Genomic DNA, 23,346 nt, shown 5'->3' on the forward strand with positions numbered 1-23,346 from the left:
CGCGCTGCCGGGCTTCCGGGTCATATAGATCACCGTTACCGTCAACGGCCCCATCGCCGGCAAGCCGGCTCCTACAGAGAGCGGTGGTTACTCGGCGGGAAGGGTCAGGCGCTGACCGGCCATCAGCAGCGACAAACGGCTCAGGCTCATCCATGGCGAACCCGCCGCCTGGCCCTTGATCTGCGCGTCGATGCGCTGCGCTTCCAGCAAGAGCTGCGCCCAGCGTTGTGCAGAGTGCCGTTGCAGCGCTTTGCTCATCAGCGGTTTGCGCTTGTCCCAAACCGGCGGTCGGGCTTGGCTGAAGGCCTTGTCCAACGGCGTGCCCTGGCTGTATTGCAGGGCAATATTGGCCAGTACGCGCAGTTCCCGGGCCAGGGCCCAGAGAATCACCGGAGGCTCCACGCCTTCACCGCGCAGGCCTTCGAGCATGCGCAGGGCGTGGGCGGGTTCGCCATTGAGGATCGCATCCACCAGCCCGAACACATCAAAGCGCGCACTATCCGCCACGGCGCCCTGGACGGTCTCGACTGTAATCTGCCCGTCTTCGGCCATCAGCTTGAGCTTTTCGATCTCTTGGGCGGCGGCCAGCAAGTTGCCTTCGACCCGAGCCGCGATCAGCTCCACTGCGTCCTGGGTCGCCGACAGCCCCGATTGGGACAGGCGCTGGCGTATCCATTGCGGCAACTGGTTGCTGTCCACTGGCCAGATCTGGATGAACTGGGTTTGCGCCCCTTCCACCAGGGCCTTGCCCCATTTGGTTTTCTGCGCGCTGCCGTCGAGCTTGGGCAGGCTGATCAACAGCACCGTGTCTTCGGCCGGTCGCGAGCAGTACTCCATCAGGGCGGCGGCACCTTTGTCGCCCGGCTTGCCCGAAGGCAGGCGCAGCTCCAGCAAGCGTTTCTCGGCAAACAGCGACATGCTCGCGCCAGCTTGCAGCAGCGTGCCCCAGTCGAAGCTGGCGTCGGCGCTGAAGACCTGGCGTTCGTCGAAGCCTTGCTGACGTGCAGCCGTGCGGATGGCGTCGGCGGCTTCCTGGCACAGCAGTGGGTCATCACCGCTGACGATGTAGACAGGCGCAAGGCCACCTTGCAGGTGTTTGGCGAGTTGGGCGGGAGCAAGTTTCATAGGCAGGGCGAACGGGGCGCTTGGGGCGCCCCGTCTGGCTTACTCGACAGGAACTTCAACAGGCGATTGTTTCGGCGTGTTGTCTTCGTACTCTTTGGCGGCTTTCAGCGCGTCAGCATCGGCCTTGGCCTTGTTGTCAGCTTGTTGCTGCAGGGCTTCCAATTGCACCGGCGTCAGCAGTTGCAGACGCAGGATCATGCGCTGAACCAGCTCGCGACGCATTTCCTTGCGCACCTGCACGATTTCCGAGTCCGAGCCCACCAGGTTGTTGCCATCGTGGCTCACGACCTTCTGGACCTGGATCTTGTCACCCATCAACGGCAGATGGTCGCGACCCTGGATTTGAAAGCTCAATTCGGTGCTCAGCTCGACGTCGGATGCACGCCCGGCGCTGGCGTAGCTCAGGTTACGCTGGGTTTCTCTCTCGTCCACCAGGAACAGTTTGTACGTCGCGCCGGTATAGACGTGCACGCCGCTGTTTTCCAGAACCTGGCGCAACTGCGTCACGGTCTCGCCGTAGGCATTGCGGGCGCTGACGTCCAGTTCCTTGATCGCCAGGTCGTTGGTGCCGGTGCCGCGCAGCTGGAAGCCGCAAGCGCTCAGCAGCACGGCAAGGCCCATCACCAGCAAATTGCGTTTGATCATTTTGTTGCTCCCCTTGAAACCATGTGGGCCTTATCGAGGCCCTGAAGGCTTTGTTCGGCGCAGGGTTTGAACCCTGCGCCCGATCCGATTAGCTAGCGACGATATTGACCAGTTTGCCAGGCACCACGATCACTTTGCGGATCGTCAGGCCTTCGGTAAAGCGCAGCACGTTCTCGTTGACGCGGGCAGCAGCCTCGACGTCTTCGCGGCTGGCCGTGGCCGGCATGTCGATCTGGCCACGCAGTTTACCGTTGACCTGGATTACCAGTTGCAGCGTGTCCTGTACCAGGGCGCTGTCATCCTGCACCGGCCAGCGCGCATCGATGACGGCGTCGCTGTGGCCCAGGCGGTTCCACAGGTCGTGGCTGATGTGCGGCGTGATCGGTGCCAGCAGCAGGGTGACCGTTTCCAGGCCTTCCTGTACCAGTGCGCGATCCTGTTCGGTGGCTTGTGGCGCTTTTTCCAGCACGTTCATCAGCGTCATCACCTGGGCGATGGCGGTGTTGAACTTGTGGTTTTGGCCCACGTCCTGGCTGGCTTGCTTGATGGCCAGGTGGGTGCTGCGGCGAATCAGTTTCTGCTCGTCGCTCAAGGCGGCCACGTCCAGCTTGCCCGGCAGGCCCTGGCTGATGTGGGCGTGCGCCAGGCGCCAGACGCGCTTGAGGAAGCGGTGCGAGCCTTCGACGCCGGAGTCGGACCATTCGGCGCTCATGTCAGGCGGCGAGGCGAACATCATGAACAGGCGGCAGGTGTCCGCGCCGAACTGATCGATCATCGACTGTGGGTCAACGCCGTTGTTCTTCGACTTGGCCATCTTCTCGGTGCCACCGATTTCCACCGGCAGGCCGTCGGCGATCAACTTGGCGCTGATGACCTTGGCCTTGCTGTCACGCTCAAGCTCCACGTCAGCCGGGTTGAACCAGGTGTAGGCACCGTTGGCTTCGCGACGGTAGTAAGTCTCGGCGACCACCATGCCCTGGGTCAGCAGATTCTTGAACGGCTCATCGGAGCTCACCAGGCCTTCATCACGCATCAGCTTGTGGAAGAAGCGCGCGTACAGCAGGTGAAGGATGGCGTGTTCGATACCGCCGATGTACTGGTCAACCGGCAACCAGTGGTCGGCCGCGGATTTTTCAACCAGGCCACCCTCGTAGTGCGGCGAGGCATAGCGCGCGTAGTACCAGGAGGACTCGACAAAGGTGTCCATGGTGTCGGTTTCACGCTTGGCAGGCTGGCCGCATTTCGGGCAGTTGCATTCGTAGAACTCGGGCATGCGCGCCAGTGGCGAACCGGCGCCATCCGGCACCACGTCTTCCGGCAGGACCACTGGCAGTTGGTCTTCCGGTACCGGCACGTCGCCACAGCTTTCGCAGTGGATGATCGGGATCGGGCAGCCCCAGTAGCGCTGGCGGCTGATGCCCCAGTCGCGCAGGCGGAATTGGGTGCGCGAGGCGCCCAGGTTTTTCTTGATCAGTGCAACTTCGATGGCGTCGAAAGCGCCTTGGAAGTCCAGGCCGTTGAACTCGCCGGAGTTGATCAGCTCACCGTGCTCGCCGTAGGCGTCTTGCCACGGGGCCGGGTTGGTATCGCCCGAGCTGGTGCGCACAACGGATTTGATCGGCAGGCTGTACTTGGTGGCGAATTCGAAATCGCGCTCGTCGTGAGCCGGCACTGCCATTACGGCGCCATCGCCGTAGTGCATCAGCACGTAGTTGGCGACCCACACCGGCAGCTTCTCGCCGGTCAGGGGGTGTTCGACGAACAGGCCGGTCGGCAGACCTTTTTTCTCCTGGGTGGCGACGTCGGCTTCAGCCACGCTGCCGCCTTTGCATTCAGCGATGAACGCCTGCAGCTCAGGGTTGTTCTGTGCGGCTTGGGTGGCCAGCGGGTGCTCGGCGGCCACGGCGACGTAAGTCGCTCCCATTAAAGTGTCCGGACGGGTGGTGAAGACTTTGAGCGCGCCCGCTTCGCCGATCGAATCGACGTTGTACGGGAACTGCACTTCCATGCCCTTGGACTTGCCGATCCAGTTGCGCTGCATGGTCTTGACCTGTTCAGGCCAGCCCGGCAAATCGTCGAGGCTCGACAAGAGCTCATCCGCGTAGGCGGTGATCTTGAAGTAGTACATCGGGATTTCGCGCTTTTCGATCAGCGCGCCGGAACGCCAGCCGCGACCGTCGATCACTTGCTCGTTGGCCAGTACGGTCTGGTCCAGCGGGTCCCAGTTCACGGTGCCGCTCTTTTTGTAGATCACGCCTTTTTCGAACAGGCGCGTGAACAGCCATTGTTCCCAGCGGTAGTAGTCCGGCTTGCAGGTGGTCACTTCGCGGGACCAGTCCACCGCGAGGCCCAGGCTGCGCAGTTGGGTCTTCATGTAGGCGATGTTTTCGTAGGTCCACTTGGCGGGGGCCACGTTGTTTTTCATCGCGGCGTTTTCCGCCGGCATGCCGAAGGCGTCCCAACCCATGGGTTGCAGGACGTTCTTGCCTTGCATGCGCTGGTAGCGGGAAATCACGTCGCCGATGGTGTAGTTACGCACGTGCCCCATGTGTAGCTTGCCGCTGGGGTAAGGGAACATCGATAGGCAATAGAAAGTCTCCTTGCCTGGCTGTTCACTGACTTCAAAGGACTTTTGCTCGTCCCAGAAGGTTTGGGCGGCATTTTCTATTTCACGGGGCTGATATTGTTCGTGCATGGCTACTTTTGAACTGAATAGGGGTGGCCTAATCCTCTTCGGTGCAACGTTCAGGTTGATCGACACCAAAAAGCGGCGCGTCCGTGCCCAAACCCTGCGGGAAGTGGAGTTACAGGAAGCGCCGTAGCATACATGACCCCACTCTATCGAGGGAAACCCTGATTGCGCAGGCAGGGCCGTCTGTCGCGGCGCCAGGCGCGCGCAGCCACGAGGACTACGCTGTTTATTGGGGAGCAAGTCTTTCTTCAATGAGGTGAGGGGATGGTTGAATCGCAAAGAATCGTATCGAAACCGGATGTCTACGAAGGACTGATCGACCGCTTGGGTCGTGCATTGGATGCAGCGAGGACAGCAGGCCGATTGCGTGATGAACGGCCTGTGGAGTTGGAACTGCGCGGTCTTAGTTGCGCGGAGCTGGAACTGATCAAGGCATATCTGGAAAGGAATGGGCGCAGTGCGCCTCCTCTGGTGGCAACCCCGCCGATCAAGGAGCCTGCGCACTCCGCCAAAGTGGTGTGGCTCAAAGACTTGTCGGTCGGTCGTGGCCCGGAAAAGCTCCGGTCCGCCCGCTACAAGTAATTCACTGCCCCTTGGACGGCTTCACCACGCCGTTTCACTGTAAAGCATGTCACCGTAAAGATTGTCGCTAAACCCCGTTACACCTTAGGCTTCGGGCATCTATGGAGATGCCCGATGCCTATTCGTTATTTCATCAAACAACTGCTCCTGCCGCCCGGCATTCTCTTGCTGTTGCTGGCGCTTGCCTGGTGGTTCCGCCGTAGCCGCCCGCGCTTGGCGGCGTGCTGCTTTGCCCTGGGTTTTGGGGGCCTGTGGTTGATCAGTCTGCCGGTTGTGGTGGAGCGGGGCGCACGTGCCCTGGAAACCGAACCGGCATTGCCCCGGGAAGACTGGTCAACGCTGGCCCAGCGCGCCGACGCCATAGTGATATTAGGCTCCGGACGTGAGCGCGGTGACCCGGCCTGGGGCACCGACCAGCCCACCGGGATCGGCCTGGAGCGCCAGCGCTACGCCGCACGATTGGCCAAGGCTTCCGGCTTGCCGGTGCTGACCAGCGGCGGCCTGCATTACGGCACACCGCCCAGCGAAGCGGAGTTGATGGCAGTGTCGATGCAGGATGACTTCGGCGTAGCAGTGCGCTGGAAGGAAGAGCGCAGCCGTACCACTTGGGAAAATGCGCAGATGAGCGCAGAGATTCTGCTGCCGGAGGGGATCAAGCGCGTGGTGGTGGTGACCCAGGCCTGGCACATGCCGCGTTCGGTGTGGAGCTTCGAGAGGGCCGGCTTTACCGTGGTGCCGGCGCCCGTGGGTTTTCTGGGCGTAGACAACGCCCGGCCGCTGGGCGGATGGATGCCGGAATTCGTAGCGGTGTGGCGCAGCGGGCAGTTGATCAATGAAGCGGTGGGGCAGATAGGTTACCGATTGTTCTACCGATAACACCGCACATGCAAATGTGGGAGCTGGCTTGCCTGCGATGGCAGACTGCCGGCCGGCACATTTGCTGGCTGACCCACCGCTATCGCAGGCAAGCCAGCTCCCACATTGTCATGTGCATGTCGGTCAGACGGTCTTGGACATCCGGCCCGCGAGCAGCGCCCAGCCAAACAGCCCCAGGCACACAATGATCAACGGCCATGAGCGCCATTGCAGGTACGGCGTGAGGTTGTGCATCGGCACTACTTCGCCGTAGAGGATGCCGCGTTCGAATTGCGGAATCTGCGCGGTGATCTGCCCAAACGGGTTGATCAGGCCGGTCACGCCATTGTTGGTGGCGCGGATCATCCAGCGACCGGCTTCCAGTGCACGCATCTGCGCCATTTGCAGGTGCTGCAACGGGCCGATGGAGCGGCCGAACCAGGTGTCGTTGCTGATGGTCAGCAGCAAATCGCTCTGGGCCGACAGGCCTGCGGCGAACTCCGGGTACACCACTTCGTAGCAGATGAACGGCGCAATCTGATAGCCCTTGGCCTGCAGCATCGCCTGGTCGGACGGTCCGCGTGCGAAGTCCGACATTGGCAGATCAAAGAACGCAATCAGGCCGCGCAGCATGTCCTGCAGCGGCACGTACTCGCCAAAGGGCACCAGCTTCTGCTTGAGGTAGGTGCCGTCGCCTTCGCCAACCACGGTGATACCGTTGAAGTAGCGCTTCTGGTGATGCACTTCCTGGCGGATTGGCACGCCGGTGATCAGCGCGGTGTGCCGGTCGGCGGCGAACTTGCCCATCATGCCCAGGTAGCCTTCGACAGACTCTTTGAGCACCGGCACGGCGGTTTCCGGCCACACCAGCAGGTCGACGGGCTTGGAGCTGAAGCTCATGTCGCGGTACAGCGCGAGCTGTGCGTTGAGCTGCTCCGGGTCCCATTTCATGCTTTGTTCGACGTTGCCCTGGAGTGCGGCCACGGTCAGTGGCGCACCGGAGGGGCTGGTCCAGGCGTGATGCTTGAGCGCCAGGCCGATGGCCCAGGGCGCGACCAGTAACACCAGGCCTGCGCCGATAAATGCGTTGCGCTTGCCAGCCAGCAGACGCGGCAGGTTGCACAGCAGCGCTGCTGTCAGTGCCAGGGCAAAGGAGATCAGCCACATGCCGCCCACTGGGGCCAAGCCCGTCAGCGGGCCATCAAGCTGGCTATAGCCGGAGTACAGCCACGGGAAACCAGTGAGGAACCAGCCGCGAAACGCTTCCTGGCCCACCCACAAGGCGGCAAACGTCAACGCATCCGCCAACGGCGCCTCATTGCGCCGCAACCAGCGCGCCCACAACCAGGCGGGCAGGGCGAAGAACCACGCGATGGCGGCGGTAAACAGCAGCATCAGGAAACCCGCCAGCAGCACCGAAGCGCCGCCGAAGTGGTGGATGCTGTAGTAGATCCAGCTAGTGCCGGCGCCGAACAGGCCGAAGCCGAAACACCAGCCGCGGCCCAATGCCTGGCGCGGGCTCAGGTCCCGCAGCCCGACATAGAACAAGCCGACCGCGACCAGCGCAAACGGCCACAGGTCGAACGGCGCCAGCGCCAGGGTGGTGATGGCGCCGGCCACCACGGCCAGCAAATTACCGGGCCAGCCGGGGCGGGTTAGGCGCTGCATGTCATTCCTTAGCGGGCAATAGGTGTCAGGCGGATCAGATGGATGCGACGGCTGTCGGCATTCAGGATACGGAAGCGATACGCGCCGATCTCGGTGGTCTCGTTACGTTTTGGCAGATGGCCAAACGCACTCATCACCAGGCCGCCCACGGTATCGAACTCGTCATCGGAGAATTCGCTGTCGAAGAACTCATTGAAGTTCTCGATCGGCGTCAGCGCCTTGATCAGGAAGTCACCGCTGGGCAGCGGCTTGATGTAGCTGTCTTCTTCGACGTCGTGTTCATCTTCGATGTCGCCGACGATCTGTTCCAACACGTCTTCAATCGTCACCAAGCCAGCTACGCCGCCGTATTCGTCGATCACGATGGCCATGTGATTGTGGTTGGCGCGGAATTCACGCAGCAACACGTTCAGGCGCTTGGACTCGGGCACGAAGGTGGCCGGACGCAGCAGGTCCTTGATGTTGAAGCTGTCGCCGTTCTCCTTGAGGATCAGCGGCAGCAGGTCCTTGGCCAGCAGGACGCCCATGACGTCGTCATGGCTTTCACCGATCACCGGGTAGCGCGAGTGCGCCGAGTCGATCACGGCCGGGAGGAATTCCCGTGGGGTCTGGGTCGCCTTGATGCTGATCATCTGCGAGCGCGGGACCATGATGTCGCGTACTTGCAGGTCAGCCACCTGGATGGCGCCTTCGACGATGGCCAGCGCTTCGCTGTCCAGCAACTTGTTCTGATGGGCCTCGCGCAGCAGCTCAAGCAGCTCCTGGCGGTTTTTCGGCTCGTGGGCAAAAGCCTGGGTCAGTTTACCCAGCCATGACTTCTGCCCGTTGCTCGATCGGTCTTCGCTCATAGCGATTACTCTGAATCCTTTATTGTTACAGTTGAGTGTTTTTAAACGTCGTCGTCCGCATACGGGTCCGGATGACCCAATTCTGCAAGCAACGTTTGTTCCAGTGTTTCCATTTCCTCGGCTTCGTCATCGTCTATATGGTCGTAACCCAAGAGATGCAAGCAGCCGTGGATGACTAGATGGGCCCAATGGGCCTCAAGTTCCTTGCCTTGTTCTTTTGCCTCGCGCTCCACCACGGCGACGCAGATGACCAGATCGCCCAGCAGCGGGATATCCAGCAGCTCATCCGGTACGTCGGCAGGAAAGGACAGCACGTTGGTCGCGTAGTCTTTCTGGCGCCAGGTGTGATTCAGTTCACGGCCCTCGGGCTCGTCCACCAGTCGAATGGTCAGTTCCGAGTCGGCGGTGCGCTGGCGCAGGGCCAGGGCGCACCATTGGCGGAACTGGGCTTCACTGGGGGCGGGCGCATCGGTGGCCAGCTGCAGGTCAAGCTCAAGCATCGCGGCGAACGTCCTTGGACAGCCCGTCATCGCGGTGTTCGAAGCGCTCGTAGGCTTCGACAATGCGCTGTACCAGCGGGTGGCGCACCACGTCCTTGGGCGAGAAGTGCGTGAAACTGATGCCCGGCACGTCCTTGAGTACTTCAATCACATGGCTCAAGCCCGACTTGGTGCCCTTGGGCAGGTCAACCTGGGTAATGTCGCCGGTGATAATGGCCGTGGAGCCGAACCCGATGCGGGTCAGGAACATCTTCATCTGCTCGACCGTAGTGTTCTGGCTTTCGTCGAGGATGATGAAACTGTTGCTCAAGGTGCGGCCGCGCATGTAGGCCAGCGGGGCGATCTCGATCACTTGGCGCTCGATCAGCTTGGCGACGTATTCGAAGCCGAGCATCTCGTACAGCGCGTCGTAGAGCGGGCGCAGGTACGGGTCGATCTTCTGGGCCAGGTCACCGGGCAGGAAACCGAGCTTTTCGCCGGCCTCGACCGCTGGGCGCACCAGCAGGATGCGGCGTACTTGCTCACGCTCCAGCGCGTCGACCGCACAGGCCACGGCCAGGTAGGTCTTGCCGGTACCGGCAGGGCCGATGCCGAAATTGATGTCGTTACCCAGGATTGCCTTGACGTACTTCTGCTGATTCAAGCCCTTTGGGCGAATCATGCCTTTTTTGGTACGCAGGGCCACGCTGGCTTCAGCCACCGGATTGTTGGCCAGGTCTTCCACAGCCGATTCCTGCAAATACAGGTGCACGATTTCTGGCGACAGCTCGCTACCCTTGGCTTCGCGGTAGAGACGGCGCAGCAGGTTTTCTGCGGATTTAGTGTGCAGGGCTTCACCAATGAGCTCGAACTGATTGCCGCGATTGCGGATCTCGATGCCCAGGCGTTGTTCGATCAGGCGCAGGTGCTCGTCGAACTGTCCGCACAGGTTGGCGAAACGGAGAGCCTCAAAGGGCTCGAGGATAAAACGATGGGGTTCTGCTATGGGTGCGTTCAAGGTCGCTTTTAGCCGCCCTTTGGCTGTTGAGGTGAAATAGAGAATAACGCCAGCCGGCTGTGTGCGAAAGCACTTAAACGGCACATGTTGGCTGGCGATAATTCAAAAAGTGATTATGGGATCAACGACCCACGCAGCGAATGGGGCTGCGCCGCGTCGATGTGCACATCGGCAAACTGGCCGATCAGGGTCGGATTATCGCAACGGAAGTTTACGATTCGGTTGTTCTCGGTACGGCCTTGCAGTTCGCCTGGGTCTTTTTTCGAGTAGTCGGTGACCAGGATGCGCTGGGTCGAACCGACCATTTGTCGGCTGATCTCGAAACCCTGCTGGTTCAGGCGGTGTTGCAACGCGTTCAAACGCTCTTTTTTCAGCGCTTCCGGGGTTTCGTCCAGCAGGTCGGCCGCCGGGGTGCCGGGGCGCTGGCTGTAGACGAACGAGTAGGAAAAGTCGAAACCGACGTCTTCGATCAGCTTCATGGTCTGCTGGAAGTCTTTCTCGGTCTCGCCGGGGAAGCCGACGATAAAGTCCGAGCTGATGCAGATGCCCGGCACCGCCGCGCGCAATTTGCGCAGTTTGGATTTGTACTCCAGGGCCGTGTGGTTGCGCTTCATCGCCGAGAGGATGCGGTCCGAGCCCGATTGCACCGGCAAATGCAGGTGCTTGACCAGTTCCGGCACTTCGGCGTGGGCCTGGATCAGGCTGTCGGAGAACTCCAGTGGGTGCGAGGTGGTGTAGCGGATGCGCTCGATACCGTCCACGGCGGCGACCACGCGGATCAATTCCGCCAGGTCGGCCAGGCGGCCGTCGTGGGTCTGGCCGCGATAGCCGTTGACGTTCTGGCCCAGCAGGGTCACTTCGCGCACGCCGTTTTCGGCCAGGTGGATGATTTCCGACAGCACATCGTCAAATGGTCGGCTGACTTCCTCGCCACGGGTGTAGGGCACCACGCAGAAGGTGCAGTACTTGCTGCAACCTTCCATCACCGACACGTAGGCGCTCGGCCCGTCGATGCGCGGCTCAGGCAAATGGTCGAATTTTTCTATTTCAGGGAATGACACGTCGACCTGCGGCAGCTTGGTAAAGCGCGCGGCGTCGATCATTTCCGGCAGGCGGTGCAGGGTCTGCGGGCCGAAGACCACGTCGACATAGGGCGCGCGGTCGCGGATCGCGGCGCCTTCCTGGCTGGCCACACAACCGCCGACGGCGATCACCATGTCCGGGTTGGCCAGTTTCAATTCGCGCCAGCGGCCCAGCTGCGAGTACACACGGTCCTGGGCCCGCTCGCGGATCGAGCAGGTATTAAGCAGGATCACGTCGGCATCTTCGGCGCGGGCGGTGACTTCCAGGGCCTGGTGTTCGCCCAGCAGATCGACCATGCGCGAGCTGTCGTACTCGTTCATCTGGCAACCGTGGGTTTCGATGTAAAGCTTCTTGGCCATGGGAATCGTCAACTGGTGGTAAAGAACCGCGCATTATAGGGGGCATGCCCATTGGTTCCTAGCGTTGTGCATCGGGTGCCATGCTATAGTTCGCGCCCTCTTTTATATCCCCGATGTGTTATTCGCCCACCATGACCAAACGTGAAGCTCCAATCTACAAGGTGATTTTCCTCAACCAGGGCCAGGTGTTCGAAATGTACGCCAAGCAGATCTATCAGAGCGATCTGTGGGGTTTCCTGGAGGTGGAAGAGTTCGTCTTTGGCGAGCGCACCCAGTTGGTCGTCGACCCGGGCGAAGAGAAGCTCAAGGCGCAGTTCGAAGGGGTGGTGCGCAGCTTTGTGCCGATGCATTCGATTGTGCGCATCGATGAGGTCGAGCGTTTGGGCACGCCGAAGATCAGCGAAGCGCGTGGCACCAGTAACGTGATGCCGTTTCCGATGCCGATGCCTGAGAAGTAGGGCTTCAGACCGCGTCGCGCCCATCGCAGGCAAGCCAGCTCCCACAGTTGACCGCATTCCTACGCTGGAACTCGGTCGAGTGTGGGAGCTGGCTTGCCTGCGATAGCGATAGAAGGGTCTAGATGAGTTCAGGGCAGGGGTGAGAAGGGCGAGCGCCCATCGGCACTCTGCAATTCCTGCAGGTAGTTGCGGAAAATCTGGCCCAGTACCTGGGTCGCCACTTCCAACTCATCGCGCTGCATGTGCTCGGCGACTTCGTCGGCGGTGTCCAGTGCGTCTTCTGCGCCGTTGACCGCGGCCATTTTCAGCACGATATACGCTTGGACGTTGTTGGCCGGCACGCCTTCGCCTTTGAAGAACATGTTGCCCAGTTCGAATTGCGCTTGGGCGTGCCCTTGCAACGAGGCTTTCTCGAAGTAGCTCAAGGCCTTGTTGAGGTCGCGGGCCGGGTTTTTGCTGTCGTGGAAGTACTCGCCCAACTCGTATTGCGCCTGCGCATCCCCGCCGTCGGCCTGTTTCTGGCACGCGCTCAGGGCTTCGGCCTGGCTGTCTGGCTGGGTATTGAGGGTGCAACGACCCATCGCTGGGATTAACAACGAGTTGCCGCCTGCTTGTGCATGTGCCAGCAGCGGCTGAAGGAGCAACAGGCAGCCCAGAACCAGGGTGCGGCCGGTGCGTTTCATGGGAATCGACTTACCTCTGACGGGGCGCGCGGACCCTCGGGGGATCCAATAAGCGCGCATTATGAAATAAGCAGGCCTCTGCTTACAAAGTCTTTACTCGTTTTTCTGCTGCTTGGGCAAGTTATCTGCCGGATTGCAGGTGATTTCTCGAAAAAACTCGGAAATCTCTGTAAGCAAAGTAGCAAATCAGACACCGTTTGCGCGGTGCCTGATTTGTACGACCCATTATTTCAATGCGGCAAAGGCGCGCTCGGCGGCATCGAGGGTCAGTTTCAACTCGGCTTCGCCATGGGCGATCGAGGTGAAGCCGGCTTCGAAAGCGCTTGGCGCCAGGTACACACCGCCTTCCAACATCAGGTGGAAGAAGCGCTTGAACAGATCGGCGTCGCTGCCCATTACGTCATCAAACGTGACGATATCGTCGGCGCCGCTGAAGTACAGGCCGAACATCCCGCCCGCCTGGGTGGTAACAAACGGGATACCGGCGGCATCGGCACGCTGTTGCAGGCCGTCGAGCAGGCGTGTGGTGTAGTCGGTCAGCTCGGCGTGGAAGCCCGGGCGGCTGATCAGGCGCAGGGTGGTCAGGCCGGCGGCCATGGCCAGCGGGTTACCCGACAAAGTACCGGCCTGGTACACCGGGCCCAGTGGCGCGATGTGCTGCATGATTTCACGCTTGCCGCCGAAGCAGCCCACTGGCATGCCGCCGCCGATGATCTTGCCGAAAGTGCTCAGGTCCGGCGTGACACCGTAGTGCGCTTGGGCGCCACCGAGGGCGACGCGGAAACCGGTCATCACTTCGTCGAAAATCAGTACCACGCCGTGCTTATCGCATTGCTCGCGCAGGCCTTCGAGAAAGCCCGGCGCTGGCGGTACGCAGTTCATGTTGCCCGCCACCGGCTCAACGATGATGCACGCCACGTCCTGGCCCACTTCGTTGAGCATCTGCTCGACGGCGGCGATGTCGTTGAACGGTAGGGTCAGGGTGTGTTTGGCGAACGCCGCCGGCACACCAGCCGAGCTTGGCACGCCTTGGGTCAGCAGGCCGGAACCGGCTTTCACCAGCAGGCTGTCGGAGTGACCGTGGTAGCAGCCTTCGAACTTGATGATGCTGTCGCGGCCGGTGAAACCACGGGCCAGGCGGATCGCGCTCATGGTGGCTTCGGTGCCGGAGCTGACCATGCGCACCATTTCCATCGACGGTACGATCGAGCAGACCAGATCGGCCATCTCGGTTTCCATGGCGGTCGGCGCGCCGTAGGACAGGCCGTGTTCCAGTTGCTTGCGCACCGCGTCCAACACGTCCGGGTGGCTGTGGCCGAGGATCATCGGGCCCCAGGAGCCGACGTAGTCCACGTAGCGCTTGTCATCTTCGTCGGTGACGTAGGCGCCTTCGGCATGCTTGAAGAACAGCGGCGTGCCGCCCACGCTCTTGAACGCACGCACGGGGGAGTTCACACCGCCGGGGATGTGTTTCTGGGCATTGGCAAACAGCGTTTCGGAACGGGACATGATCGGGCTCTCTTAAATCAAATCTGAAAAAGGGCGTTGAACGCACGGGCGCGGCGCGTGACTTCCTGGGTGCTGTCGGCGCCAAACAGACCATGCACCACCGCCAGCAGGTCGGCGCCGTGGGCTACCAGGGGTTCGGCGTTTTCCAGGGTGATGCCGCCGATCACGCAGATCGGCAACTGCAAACGCGCACGGGCCTGGGCCAGCATCTCTGTGGTGGCGGCCGGTGCGCCGGGCTTGGTGTTGGAATTGAAGAAGCGGCCGAAGGCGACATAGCTGGCGCCTTCCTTGGCGGCCTGCTCGGCCAGTTCGATCTGGCTGTGGCAGGTGGAACCGATGATGGCCTTGGAGCCGAGCAGCGCACGGGCTGGGGTCAGTGGGCCGTCGGTTTGGCCCAAGTGCACGCCGACGCCGAGGCGGGCGGCCAGTTCGGCGTCGTCGTTGATGATCAACTGGGTCTTGTAGCGCGAGCACAGCTCCCGCAGCTTTTCTGCTTCACGCAGGCGTCGGGCTTCGTCGCTGCTTTTGTCGCGGTATTGCAGCAGGGTCACGCCACCGTCCAACGCTGCTTCGACGTAGGCGAGGAATTTACCGGCCAACAGTTGGCTGTCGGTAATGGCGTAAAGGCCACGTAGTTTCATCGGGCAGGCCCCTCTGTCGTCTTACGAGCAAAAATCCAGCGGCAGCCGGCGCGGTACAAACTGGCCCTGGCCGAGTTGTTCGGCATCACGCAAGGTGCGCCAAGTGTAGTTGAGGGCCGATTGCACGGCGCTCACCAAGCCTTCGCCCTGGGCAATCCGGCCGGACAACGCACTGGCCAACGTACAGCCCGAACCGTGATAGCTGCCGGGCAGGCGCTGGCAGGTAAAGGTCTGGCGCGTGCCGTCGCGGCTGTAGAGGCGGTTGTGCACTTCGTGCTCGTCGCCATGGCCGCCGGTGATCAACAGGTGCTTGATGTACGGCAGCAGCTTCTCGGCGCATTCGTCTGCGGTGCCCTCAGGCAACTCGGCGAGGATGCGTGCCTCGGGCAGGTTCGGCGTGGCGATCAGTGACAGCGGCAACAACCGCTCGCGCATCGCATAGCCGACTTCGTCCTTGCCCAGGCTGCCACCGCCGCCGGCACGCAGCACCGGGTCGCACACCACCGGCAGGTGCGGATGCGCCTGCAGCAGTTCGACTACGGTGTCGACCATCGCGGTGGAACCGAGCATGCCCAGCTTGACCGCCGCCACTTCGGAATCGCCGAGTACAGCATTGGCCTGGGCCAGTACCCACTCGCGGTCGAGCACGCGGAAATCGATGACATTGACGGTGTTTTGCACGGTCAAGGCGGTGACGGCCGGAGCCGCATGGCAACCCTGGGCGAGCAGGGCTTCGATATCTGCCTGCAAGCCGGCGCCACCACTGGGGTCATGGCCGGAGAGACAGAGGACAACGGGACGAGAGCTGTAGATATTCATGGTGCGCGAGCTTACCACCAAACGCTTTTGGCGGGGCCGTCTGGCGATGGTTGAATTTTGCCATCGCAGTGACGCTTTTTTGGCGGTTTTGCACTCGCTTAATATCGCTGAAAGCCTCGTTCTAGAGCCTTTCAAAAAATTATTTCAATGGTGTCCAATAGCCTTTAGTGGCTATGCTAGAGTGGATCCAAACTACTTACTGTATTGCCGGTGTACGTCTTCTCAAAAGGAATGGGGGGCTTTTTGACATAACCGGACAGGCCACGCTGGGGCTCTATGCGCTATTTGCTGATTTTATTGTTGTGCGGGTTGCCGATGCTCGCCAACGCCATCGAGTTTAACCAGGACACCCAAAGCCTGCCGTTGGGCCGAGCCATGCAAGTGCTCGAAGACCCGACCGATGCCCTCACCATCGCGGATGTGATCGCGCCGTCCGCCACCGCGCAGTTCAAGCCCCACGATAAAGACACCCTGAATGCTGGCTACTCGCGCTCGGTGTTCTGGCTCAAGGTCAATCTGCATTACCTACCCACTAATCCCGAAGCGCAGCGCACCTGGTTGCTGGAGCTGGCGTACCCGCCGCTCGACCATCTCGACCTCTACCTGCCCGACAACACCGGCACTTATCGGCTGGCAGGACGTACCGGGGATGCGCTGCCGTTTTCCGCCCGTGAGATCCGCCAGAACAACTACTTGTTCAAGGTCGACTTCACGCCGGGCGAGGCAAAAACCGTGTACCTGCGCCTGCAAAGCGAAGGGTCGATCCAGGCGCCTGTGACGCTGTGGTCCAGCACCGCCTACCTGGAACAACAGCCGCTGCGCCTGTATGTGCTGGGCCTGATCTATGGCGTGTTGCTGGGGATGCTGGTCTATAACCTGTTCATCTACCTTAGCGTGCGCGACACCAGCTACCTCTATTACATCTTTTATATCGCCTCGTTTGGCATGTATCAGCTGTCGGTCAACGGTGCGGCGGTGGAGTATTTCTGGCCGAACAATCCTTGGTGGGCGAATGCCGCGACGCCATTCCTGATCGGCTCGGCGGCGTTGTTCGGCAGTCTGTTTGCGCGCAGCTTTTTGCACACGGCCCAGCACAGTCGCTGGATCAACCGGCTGTTGCTGGCGCTGGTGGCCTGCGGTGGCGTGGTGATGCTGCTGTCGTTGATGACCAGCTACGCGCTGGCGCTGCGCCTGGCCACCGGTTTAGCCCTGGTGTTTACCGTGACTATTTTTGTCGCCGCCATCAAGGCCTGGTATTGCGGCCAGCGGGTGGCGCGCTATTTCATCATCGCCTGGTCGGCGTTCCTGCTAGGTGGAGTGGTGAATACGCTGATGGTGCTGGGCTATCTGCCCAACGTATTCCTGACCATGTACGCCAGCCAGATCGGTTCGGCGATTGAAGTGGCGCTGCTGTCCCTGGCTCTGGCCGACCGCATCAATTCCATGCGCGAGCAACAAGCGCAGATCCTGCTCGATGCCAGCCAAAAACTTGAAGTGCTCAACCAGCAATTGGCCCGCAGCAACCGCCTCAAGGACGAGTTCCTCGCCACCCTGACCCACGAACTGCGTACGCCCATGAACGGCGTGATCGGCTCCCTCGAACTGATGCAGACCGTGCCCCTGGACGCAGACCTGGCGCAATACCATCAAACCGCCGCCGGTTCGGCACGGGACATGATGCGCATGGTCAACGGCATCCTTACCCTCACCGAATTGCAGGCCGGCCGCTTGAACGCCCAACCCCAGGTATTCAGCCTGCGCGGTACGCTCGACACCTTGCGCCAGCAGTTCACCGCCAGCGCCCAGAGCAAAGGCCTGGCGTTCTCCATCGATGTGGCGGACGAGTTGCCAGACCGCGTACTGGGCGACGCCGACAAACTGCTGCAGTGCCTGGATTGCCTGCTGGACAACGCCTTTAAGTTCACCCACGAAGGCGCGGTGCGCCTGCGCGTGGTCGGTGTGCCGCAGAGTGGCGGTGGCCTGCGCTTGAGCTTTATCGTGACCGACACCGGAATCGGCTTTGCTTTCCTCGACGAGGCGACCCTGTATCAGCGGTTCTTCCAACTGGATGGCTCCATGACCCGCGAGTACGGCGGCCTGGGTATCGGCCTGGCGATCTGCCGGCAACTGATCGAGCTGCTGGGCGGGCGTCTCACCCATCATTCCGAGCCGCGCAAAGGCAGCCGCTTCCAGCTTGAAGTGGAGGTCAGTCCCCTAGCACCTGAATCCCGGCCTGCGCCGGATAAGCAGCGCGCACCTCAGGAGTGCTCGGTGCTGCTGGTGGACGACAACAGCGTCGGCCAACTGGTAGTGCGCGGCATGCTGCTCAAACTCGGATACCGGGTGAAAACCGTGGACACCGGCCCGAACGCGTTGGCTGCCTTGCAAGCAGGAGATTTCGACGCAGTACTGTTGGATATCCCTGAAGGTGGCTTCTCGTTGTGTTGTCAGATCCGTGCACTTCCTGGCTGCGGTGAGTTACCGGTAATCGCCTTGAGTACGTCGCTGAATGCGTCGGAGCGTGAGCGCTGCCATGGCATCGGCCTCTCCGACCGCCTGGCCAAACCTGTGCGTTTCGAGGCGTTGCAGGCGGTGTTGGAGCGTCGGTTGCTGTGTCCGGTAGAGGGCGAAAGCGCCGGACATTCGGCGGGTATGCCACTTTTTTAAGCGCCATGGCAGTGCTTAACTGAAAAAACCGGCCTCAATCGACGGGCACCGTGTAGGAGCGAGCTTGCTCGCGAAGAACGTCAACGATAACGCGAGCACCCTGTAAAAACGCGGTGCTCTCACGTTCTTCGCGAGCAAGCTCGCTCCTACAAACAGCCTCAATCGAGATGGGCCTTTTTCCAGGAGGCCCGTCATGAACCTGCATCAGTTTGCCGAAACCCACGACGTCACCAACCAGCCACCGTCCCTGGACGGCACCAACCTGTACCGTATCGATTTGCCCCTGCAGGAATGGTCGGGCCGCTTTGGTGCTGGCTGGGCAGAAGCGCGTATCGATGCCTATGGAGCGCTGGCCGGTGGGCCGTTGATGGAGGCCGGGTTCCTGGCGAACCAGAACAAACCGGTGTTCAGCAGCCATGACCGATATGGCCATCGCATCGACCTGGTGGAGTTTCACCCGGCTTACCACGAGCTCATGCGCACGGCCGTCGAACATGGCCTGCCGTCGCTGCCGTGGGCGCATCCGCAGTCCGGTGCCCATGTGGCCCGCGCCGCCATGACCTACCTGCACAGCCAGGCCGAAGCCGGCACCGGCTGTCCGTTGACCATGACGTTCGCCTGTGTACCCGCCCTGCGCCTGCAACCGGACCTGGCCAAGACCTGGCTGCCGAAAATCCTCAATACCCAATACGACCCGCGCAATGTCGGCATCGCTCACAAGGCCGGTGCCACTATCGGCATGGCCATGACCGAGAAACAGGGCGGCACCGACGTGCGCGCCAACACCACTCGCGCCTACCCGGTGGGTGCCGGCGGTCCGGGCCAGGCCTATGAACTGGTAGGCCACAAGTGGTTCTGCTCGGCACCGATGTGCGATGCCTTCCTGACCCTGGCGCAAACCGACAAGGGTCTGACCTGCTTTCTACTGCCCCGGCACCGCCCGGATGACACGCGCAACGAGTTCTACATCCAGCGCCTGAAAAACAAACTGGGCAACTGCTCCAACGCCTCCAGCGAAGTAGAGTTCCGTGGCGCCCTGGCCTGGATGATCGGTGAGGAAGGGCGTGGCGTGCCGACTATCATCGAAATGGTCGCCATGACCCGCTTCGATTGCATGGTCGGCTCCAGCGCATTGATGCGCCAGGCGTTGACCCAAGCGAGCCATCATTGTGCCCATCGTTTGGTGGGGGGGCGGGTGCTCAGCGAACAACCCTTGATGCAGAACGTGCTGGCGGACCTGGCGTTGGAAAGCGAGTCCGCGTTGGCCCTGAGCATGCGCATGGGCCGCGCATTGGATCATTTGGGCGATGAGCAGGAAGCCAAGTTCGCCAGGCTCGTGACAGCGGTGGGCAAGTATTGGATCTGCAAACGCGCCCCAGCCATGATCAATGAAGCCGCCGAGTGCATGGGCGGTGCCGGGTACGTCGAGGACAGCATCCTGCCGCGCCTGTATCGTGAGGCGCCGGTGAATTCGACGTGGGAAGGTTCTGGCAACGTGCAGTGCCTGGACGTGCTGCGCGCGTTGTCAAAAGAGCCGGGCGTGCTGGAAGCGCTGTTTGTCGAGCTGGGGGATGGGCATGGCGACAAGCTACTGGCGCGGCATATCGAGCAATTGAAGTCAGCCTTTATGGACACCCAGGACATCCAATACCGTGCGCGCCAGCTTACCGAAGACATCGCCGTGGCGTTGCAGGCCAAGCTGTTGCTGGAAGCCGGCAATGCGGCGGTCAGCGATGGGTTTATCGCCAGTCGCTTGGGCGAATCGTCCGGTCGAGTGTATGGCACCCTGCCGCGTGGCGTCGACGTGGCGGCGATTGTCGCCAGGTCCACACCTTGTTGATTGCATTCAAAGTTTGCGTCTGACGGGGATACAGGCAAGATAAAGGCCTGCAAGTCAGAACACAGGATGCTTACCGTGACCGAAGCTTTTGTTGTCGTTCAAACCGCTGAAGAAGCCGTGGACCGGCTGGCGGCCCTGCATGAGCGTGCCACGGGCGCGCTCAATCAAGCCCTCAAGCAATACCTCAAGGACCGCGTCGAACCCGACGCCGAACAACGTGCGTTGTTCCGCTACCCGGAACTGCGCCTGACCTACCACTGCCACGGCGAAGTCCCACAGACCACCCGAGCGTATGCCAAGGTTCAGTTACCAGGGACCTACAGCGTTACCGTCACCCATCCTGCGGCGTTTCGTAAATACCTGCTGGAGCAACTGGTGCCGCTGATGCACGACTTCACCGTGACGGTGGAAGTGGGCGTCAGCCAGCAGAACATCCCATACCCTTACGTAGTGGAGCAGGGCGATGAACTGGCCGGCTCCGGCGTGACTGCGGCGACCCTGGCCCGCGTGTTCCCGAGTACCGACCTGTCGGCCGCCACTGATGGCATCGCCGATGGCCTGTACGACTGGGAAAACACTGACCCGCTGCCCCTGGCGTTGTTCGATGCGGCGCGCGTGGACTTTTCCCTGCGCCGCCTGGTGCACTACACCGGCAGCGATTGGCGCCATGTGCAGCCGTGGATCCTGCTGACCAACTACCACCGTTATGTCGACCAGTTCATCCTGCATGGCCTGGAACAACTGCGCAGCGACCCGCGTTTTATCCGCATGGTGTTGCCGGGCAACGTGGTGATCGACAAAGCGATGGACCACGGTGAAGCCTCCGCGATTGCTGCCGGGGTGGTGTGGCACCGTTATCAGATGCCGGCTTATCACTTGCAAGCCACTGACGGCCACGGCGTGACCTTGGTCAACATTGGCGTCGGCCCGTCCAACGCGAAGAACATCACCGACCACCTAGCCGTGCTGCGTCCGCATTGCTGGCTGATGATCGGTCACTGTGGCGGCCTGCGCCAATCCCAGACCATCGGCGATTACGTGCTGGCTCACGCTTACATGCGCCGCGACGGGATTCTCGACCGCGTCGTGCCGCCGAACATCCCGATCCCGGCCCTGGCCGAAGTGCAGCTTGCGTTGCAGCAAGCGGCGGCCAACGTCACCGGCGAAAAAGGCGAAGAACTGAAAAAACGCCTGCGCACCGGCACCGTGTTGACCTACGACGACCGTAACTGGGAACTGCGCTGGGCACAGGAGCGGCCGCTGATCAACCTGTCCCGCGCCGTGGCCGTGGACATGGAAAGCGGCACTATCGCCGCCCAGGGTTATCGCTTGCGGGTGCCGTACGGCACTTTGCTGTGTGTGTCGGATAAGCCACTGCACAGTGAGATCAAGCTGCCCGGTTCGGCCAACGCATTCTATGAGCGGGCGGTCAGTCAGCACTTGAAGATCGGCATCGAGGCGGTGGATTTGCTGCGTACCGAACTCAACTCGCTGCACTCGCGCAAACTGCGCAGCTTCGACGAGCCGCCGTTCCGCTAAGCGGTTGGGATGGTCATTTAACGGTCAGGCCACTAGCATTGTCGGTCCTGACCGTTAGATGTTCCTTCGCCATGTCCCGTCCCACCCGTCCCGATTCGCGCCGCCCAGGCGTGAAACCTCCGTATTCCGCAGCGCGGCGTGTCGCCAAGGCGCCACCGGCCGAGCCGAAACTGATCCTGTTCAATAAACCCTTTGACGTGCTGACCCAATTCAGCGACGAAGGCGGGCGCGCGACGCTCAAAGATTTCATCGACATCCCCGGCATCTACCCGGCGGGCCGCCTGGACCGTGACAGCGAAGGCTTGTTGTTGCTGACCAACGATGGCCAGTTGCAGGCGCGGATTGCCGACCCCAAGCACAAGTTGGCGAAAACCTACTGGGTGCAGGTGGAAGGCGAACCGACCGAAGAGCAACTGCAACGCTTGCGCGACGGTGTCGAACTGAATGACGGCAAGACCCTGCCTGCGCAAGCGCGGCAGTTGGATGAGCCCGAGTTATGGCCGCGTAACCCGCCGGTGCGCTTTCGCAAAAACATACCGACTTACTGGCTTGAATTGGTGATTCGCGAGGGGCGTAATCGCCAGGTGCGGCGCATGACCGCCGCCGTGGGCTTGCCCACCCTGCGTCTGGTGCGCGTGCGCATTGGCGACTGGTCGATTGACGGCCTGGATCAAGGCCAGTGGAAGGAAGTGCCGGCGCGCTTATAAGGCGCCGGACTCGATCAGGCCGATCACCACGCTCTTGATGATGAACGCGGCCACGCCCAGGCCCAAGACGAAGAACAGGATGAACGAGCCAAAACGCCCGGCCTTGGACTTCTTCGCCAGGTCCCAGACGATAAAGCCCATGAAAATGATCAGGATCGTGACCAGGCCGGTCATCATCCATTCTTCGAAGAGGGCGGGGTCGATGTTGTTCATGGCGAATTTTCCGACAAAGGCAGGCGGGCAGTATAAGGCAGCGTCTGAGGCGCAACATTGACCTGAGTCGGCGCGGTCAATGTGGGAGCTGGCTTGCCTGCGATAGCATCACCTCGGTTTTGCTGACACACCGAGTCGCCTGCATCGCAGGCAAGCCAGCTCCCACATTGTTGAGTGGTGATCTCAGGTTCTTAGGTGAGTCAGCGGCAACTCGGTGCTATTGAGCACCTGATTCAGCACAAAGCTGGAGCGCACGCTGGTCACACCTTCAATGCGGGTCAGGTGACCTAGCAGCAGTTTCTGATAGTGGTCCATGTCCGGCACCACCACTTTCAACTGATAGTCCGCATCCATCCCGGTGACCAAACTGCATTCCAGCACCTGGGGCAGGGTGCGGATCGCTGCTTCGAAGTTCTCGAAACGTTCGGGCGTGTGGCGGTCCATGCCGATCAGCACATAGGCGGTCAGACTCAGGCCAAGCATCTTGCGGTCGAGCAAGGCGACCTGGCGAGCGATGTAGCCGTCGTCCTCCAACTGCTTGACCCGGCGCGAGCACGGCGACGGCGACAAGCCGATGCGTTCGGCCAACTCCTGGTTGGAGATCCTCGCATCACGTTGCAATTCCGCCAAAATACTCAGGTCGTATCGGTCAAGCTTGCTCATTGGGATGGCCTTTGTCGTAACTATTGCGGTGAATTATCCATGAAGGGTTAAAAATTGCGCAAGCACTGTTTATTGACGCAATCTTCGCAATCATCTGCCGGGCGCTGGCGGGTATCTTTATCAACAGAATCACCGCCTGGACAACAGTCCAAAGCAGCCCGCCCAATCAGGCCCGCTGCGGCCGCCACCCCAGCAGGGTTGAGCCGGCCTCCAGGCTGCACACTGTCCACAAGACGGCGTGAGGTGAGCCAAC

General features: G+C 61.3%; 21 protein-coding genes. 7 read left to right on the top strand and 14 right to left on the bottom strand.

Annotation, left to right across the window (positions count from 1 at the left end; all coding sequences use genetic code 11):
• Window positions 1–87 precede the first annotated feature (87 nt).
• The 3 genes from holA to leuS form a co-directional block, all read right to left on the bottom strand.
• A complete protein-coding gene (gene holA, locus WH299_RS27850; protein ID WP_016978592.1) occupies window positions 88–1,125 on the bottom strand; it encodes a DNA polymerase III subunit delta in 1,038 nt (345 codons plus the stop codon).
• Window positions 1,126–1,164: 39 nt separating this feature from the next.
• Window positions 1,165–1,770, bottom strand: a complete 606-nt coding sequence (locus WH299_RS27855) for an LPS-assembly lipoprotein LptE (RefSeq protein ID WP_028618068.1) — start codon at window positions 1,768–1,770, stop codon at window positions 1,165–1,167.
• Between the two features lie 88 nt (window positions 1,771–1,858).
• Complete coding sequence (gene leuS / locus WH299_RS27860; RefSeq protein ID WP_095013643.1) at window positions 1,859–4,465, bottom strand: leucine--tRNA ligase; 2,607 nt, start codon at window positions 4,463–4,465, stop codon at window positions 1,859–1,861.
• A gap of 261 nt (window positions 4,466–4,726) precedes the next feature.
• On the opposite strand from leuS, the gene WH299_RS27865 reads away from it, so the two are divergent.
• Together WH299_RS27865 and WH299_RS27870 are read left to right on the top strand one after the other, a co-directional pair.
• Window positions 4,727–5,044 (top strand): hypothetical protein, encoded by a 318-nt coding sequence (locus WH299_RS27865; RefSeq protein WP_122727881.1) that lies wholly within the window; start codon window positions 4,727–4,729, stop codon window positions 5,042–5,044.
• A 114-nt stretch (window positions 5,045–5,158) separates the two neighbouring features.
• On the top strand, window positions 5,159–5,920 hold the full coding sequence (locus WH299_RS27870; protein ID WP_323624908.1) for a YdcF family protein: 762 nt from the start codon (window positions 5,159–5,161) through the stop codon (window positions 5,918–5,920).
• Window positions 5,921–6,043: 123 nt separating this feature from the next.
• Here WH299_RS27870 and lnt read toward each other — a convergent pair whose 3' ends face one another.
• From lnt to miaB, 5 genes are all read right to left on the bottom strand, one after another.
• Window positions 6,044–7,567: an apolipoprotein N-acyltransferase gene (lnt, locus tag WH299_RS27875; protein WP_122727883.1), complete on the bottom strand. Its 1,524-nt coding sequence runs from the start codon at window positions 7,565–7,567 to the stop codon at window positions 6,044–6,046.
• 8 nt (window positions 7,568–7,575) lie between these two features.
• Window positions 7,576–8,415, bottom strand: a complete 840-nt coding sequence (locus WH299_RS27880; protein ID WP_010206772.1) for an HlyC/CorC family transporter — start codon at window positions 8,413–8,415, stop codon at window positions 7,576–7,578.
• Window positions 8,416–8,456: 41 nt separating this feature from the next.
• Window positions 8,457–8,915, bottom strand: a complete 459-nt coding sequence (ybeY, locus tag WH299_RS27885) for an rRNA maturation RNase YbeY (protein ID WP_126570779.1) — start codon at window positions 8,913–8,915, stop codon at window positions 8,457–8,459.
• Window positions 8,908–9,912, bottom strand: a complete 1,005-nt coding sequence (locus tag WH299_RS27890; protein WP_122727887.1) for a PhoH family protein — start codon at window positions 9,910–9,912, stop codon at window positions 8,908–8,910. Before WH299_RS27890 ends, ybeY begins: the two co-directional genes overlap by 8 nt.
• A gap of 113 nt (window positions 9,913–10,025) precedes the next feature.
• Window positions 10,026–11,354, bottom strand: coding sequence for a tRNA (N6-isopentenyl adenosine(37)-C2)-methylthiotransferase MiaB (miaB, locus tag WH299_RS27895; protein WP_028618062.1), 1,329 nt, complete (start codon window positions 11,352–11,354; stop codon window positions 10,026–10,028).
• 131 nt (window positions 11,355–11,485) lie between these two features.
• Here miaB and WH299_RS27900 point away from each other — a divergent pair, with 131 nt between their 5' ends.
• Window positions 11,486–11,812, top strand: a complete 327-nt coding sequence (locus WH299_RS27900; RefSeq protein ID WP_003194436.1) for a DUF1820 family protein — start codon at window positions 11,486–11,488, stop codon at window positions 11,810–11,812.
• Between the two features lie 128 nt (window positions 11,813–11,940).
• Here WH299_RS27900 and WH299_RS27905 read toward each other — a convergent pair whose 3' ends face one another.
• From WH299_RS27905 to WH299_RS27920, 4 genes are all read right to left on the bottom strand, one after another.
• A complete protein-coding gene (locus WH299_RS27905) occupies window positions 11,941–12,495 on the bottom strand; it encodes a tetratricopeptide repeat protein (protein WP_010206766.1) in 555 nt (184 codons plus the stop codon).
• Between the two features lie 225 nt (window positions 12,496–12,720).
• Window positions 12,721–14,004 carry a glutamate-1-semialdehyde 2,1-aminomutase gene (hemL, locus tag WH299_RS27910; RefSeq protein WP_016973898.1) on the bottom strand — a complete coding sequence of 428 codons (1,284 nt, stop codon included), beginning with the start codon at window positions 14,002–14,004 and terminating at the stop codon, window positions 12,721–12,723.
• A gap of 17 nt (window positions 14,005–14,021) precedes the next feature.
• Entirely contained in the window at window positions 14,022–14,645 is a 624-nt protein-coding gene (gene thiE, locus WH299_RS27915) for a thiamine phosphate synthase (RefSeq protein WP_016978602.1), read from the bottom strand.
• Window positions 14,646–14,666: 21 nt separating this feature from the next.
• Window positions 14,667–15,464, bottom strand: a complete 798-nt coding sequence (locus tag WH299_RS27920) for a hydroxymethylpyrimidine/phosphomethylpyrimidine kinase (RefSeq protein ID WP_016978603.1) — start codon at window positions 15,462–15,464, stop codon at window positions 14,667–14,669.
• A 276-nt stretch (window positions 15,465–15,740) separates the two neighbouring features.
• Between WH299_RS27920 and WH299_RS27925 the strand changes: the two genes are divergently transcribed.
• The 4 genes from WH299_RS27925 (at window position 15,741) to WH299_RS27940 (ending at window position 22,217) form a co-directional block, all read left to right on the top strand.
• Complete coding sequence (locus WH299_RS27925; RefSeq protein WP_339551896.1) at window positions 15,741–18,131, top strand: hybrid sensor histidine kinase/response regulator; 2,391 nt, start codon at window positions 15,741–15,743, stop codon at window positions 18,129–18,131.
• A gap of 193 nt (window positions 18,132–18,324) precedes the next feature.
• Complete coding sequence (locus WH299_RS27930) at window positions 18,325–19,971, top strand: acyl-CoA dehydrogenase family protein (RefSeq protein ID WP_339551898.1); 1,647 nt, start codon at window positions 18,325–18,327, stop codon at window positions 19,969–19,971.
• A 66-nt stretch (window positions 19,972–20,037) separates the two neighbouring features.
• Entirely contained in the window at window positions 20,038–21,510 is a 1,473-nt protein-coding gene (gene amn / locus WH299_RS27935; protein WP_161634128.1) for an AMP nucleosidase, read from the top strand.
• A 71-nt stretch (window positions 21,511–21,581) separates the two neighbouring features.
• Window positions 21,582–22,217 carry a pseudouridine synthase gene (locus tag WH299_RS27940; protein WP_339551900.1) on the top strand — a complete coding sequence of 212 codons (636 nt, stop codon included), beginning with the start codon at window positions 21,582–21,584 and terminating at the stop codon, window positions 22,215–22,217.
• Here the strand turns inward: WH299_RS27940 and WH299_RS27945 are convergent.
• Window positions 22,212–22,421 carry a DUF2788 domain-containing protein gene (locus WH299_RS27945; protein ID WP_025999909.1) on the bottom strand — a complete coding sequence of 70 codons (210 nt, stop codon included), beginning with the start codon at window positions 22,419–22,421 and terminating at the stop codon, window positions 22,212–22,214. The two genes, WH299_RS27940 and WH299_RS27945, sit on opposite strands and share 6 nt — an antisense overlap.
• A gap of 192 nt (window positions 22,422–22,613) precedes the next feature.
• A complete protein-coding gene (locus WH299_RS27950) occupies window positions 22,614–23,093 on the bottom strand; it encodes an Lrp/AsnC family transcriptional regulator (protein WP_003194418.1) in 480 nt (159 codons plus the stop codon).
• Window positions 23,094–23,346 lie beyond the last annotated feature (253 nt).

This window comes from Pseudomonas sp. MYb541, assembly GCF_037479595.1.
Taxonomy (GTDB): Bacteria; Pseudomonadota; Gammaproteobacteria; order Pseudomonadales; family Pseudomonadaceae; genus Aquipseudomonas; species Aquipseudomonas canadensis.

Coding starts and splice junctions, on each gene's coding strand:
- holA (WP_016978592.1), bottom strand. CDS start 1,125: ATGAAACTTGCTCCCGCCCAACTCGCCAAACACCTGCAAGGTGGCCTT.
- WH299_RS27855 (WP_028618068.1), bottom strand. CDS start 1,770: ATGATCAAACGCAATTTGCTGGTGATGGGCCTTGCCGTGCTGCTGAGC.
- leuS (WP_095013643.1), bottom strand. CDS start 4,465: ATGCACGAACAATATCAGCCCCGTGAAATAGAAAATGCCGCCCAAACC.
- WH299_RS27865 (WP_122727881.1), top strand. CDS start 4,727: ATGGTTGAATCGCAAAGAATCGTATCGAAACCGGATGTCTACGAAGGA.
- WH299_RS27870 (WP_323624908.1), top strand. CDS start 5,159: ATGCCTATTCGTTATTTCATCAAACAACTGCTCCTGCCGCCCGGCATT.
- lnt (WP_122727883.1), bottom strand. CDS start 7,567: ATGCAGCGCCTAACCCGCCCCGGCTGGCCCGGTAATTTGCTGGCCGTG.
- WH299_RS27880 (WP_010206772.1), bottom strand. CDS start 8,415: ATGAGCGAAGACCGATCGAGCAACGGGCAGAAGTCATGGCTGGGTAAA.
- ybeY (WP_126570779.1), bottom strand. CDS start 8,915: ATGCTTGAGCTTGACCTGCAGCTGGCCACCGATGCGCCCGCCCCCAGT.
- miaB (WP_028618062.1), bottom strand. CDS start 11,354: ATGGCCAAGAAGCTTTACATCGAAACCCACGGTTGCCAGATGAACGAG.
- WH299_RS27900 (WP_003194436.1), top strand. CDS start 11,486: ATGACCAAACGTGAAGCTCCAATCTACAAGGTGATTTTCCTCAACCAG.
- WH299_RS27905 (WP_010206766.1), bottom strand. CDS start 12,495: ATGAAACGCACCGGCCGCACCCTGGTTCTGGGCTGCCTGTTGCTCCTT.
- hemL (WP_016973898.1), bottom strand. CDS start 14,004: ATGTCCCGTTCCGAAACGCTGTTTGCCAATGCCCAGAAACACATCCCC.
- thiE (WP_016978602.1), bottom strand. CDS start 14,645: ATGAAACTACGTGGCCTTTACGCCATTACCGACAGCCAACTGTTGGCC.
- WH299_RS27920 (WP_016978603.1), bottom strand. CDS start 15,464: ATGAATATCTACAGCTCTCGTCCCGTTGTCCTCTGTCTCTCCGGCCAT.
- WH299_RS27925 (WP_339551896.1), top strand. CDS start 15,741: ATGCGCTATTTGCTGATTTTATTGTTGTGCGGGTTGCCGATGCTCGCC.
- WH299_RS27930 (WP_339551898.1), top strand. CDS start 18,325: ATGAACCTGCATCAGTTTGCCGAAACCCACGACGTCACCAACCAGCCA.
- amn (WP_161634128.1), top strand. CDS start 20,038: ATGCTTACCGTGACCGAAGCTTTTGTTGTCGTTCAAACCGCTGAAGAA.
- WH299_RS27940 (WP_339551900.1), top strand. CDS start 21,582: ATGTCCCGTCCCACCCGTCCCGATTCGCGCCGCCCAGGCGTGAAACCT.
- WH299_RS27950 (WP_003194418.1), bottom strand. CDS start 23,093: ATGAGCAAGCTTGACCGATACGACCTGAGTATTTTGGCGGAATTGCAA.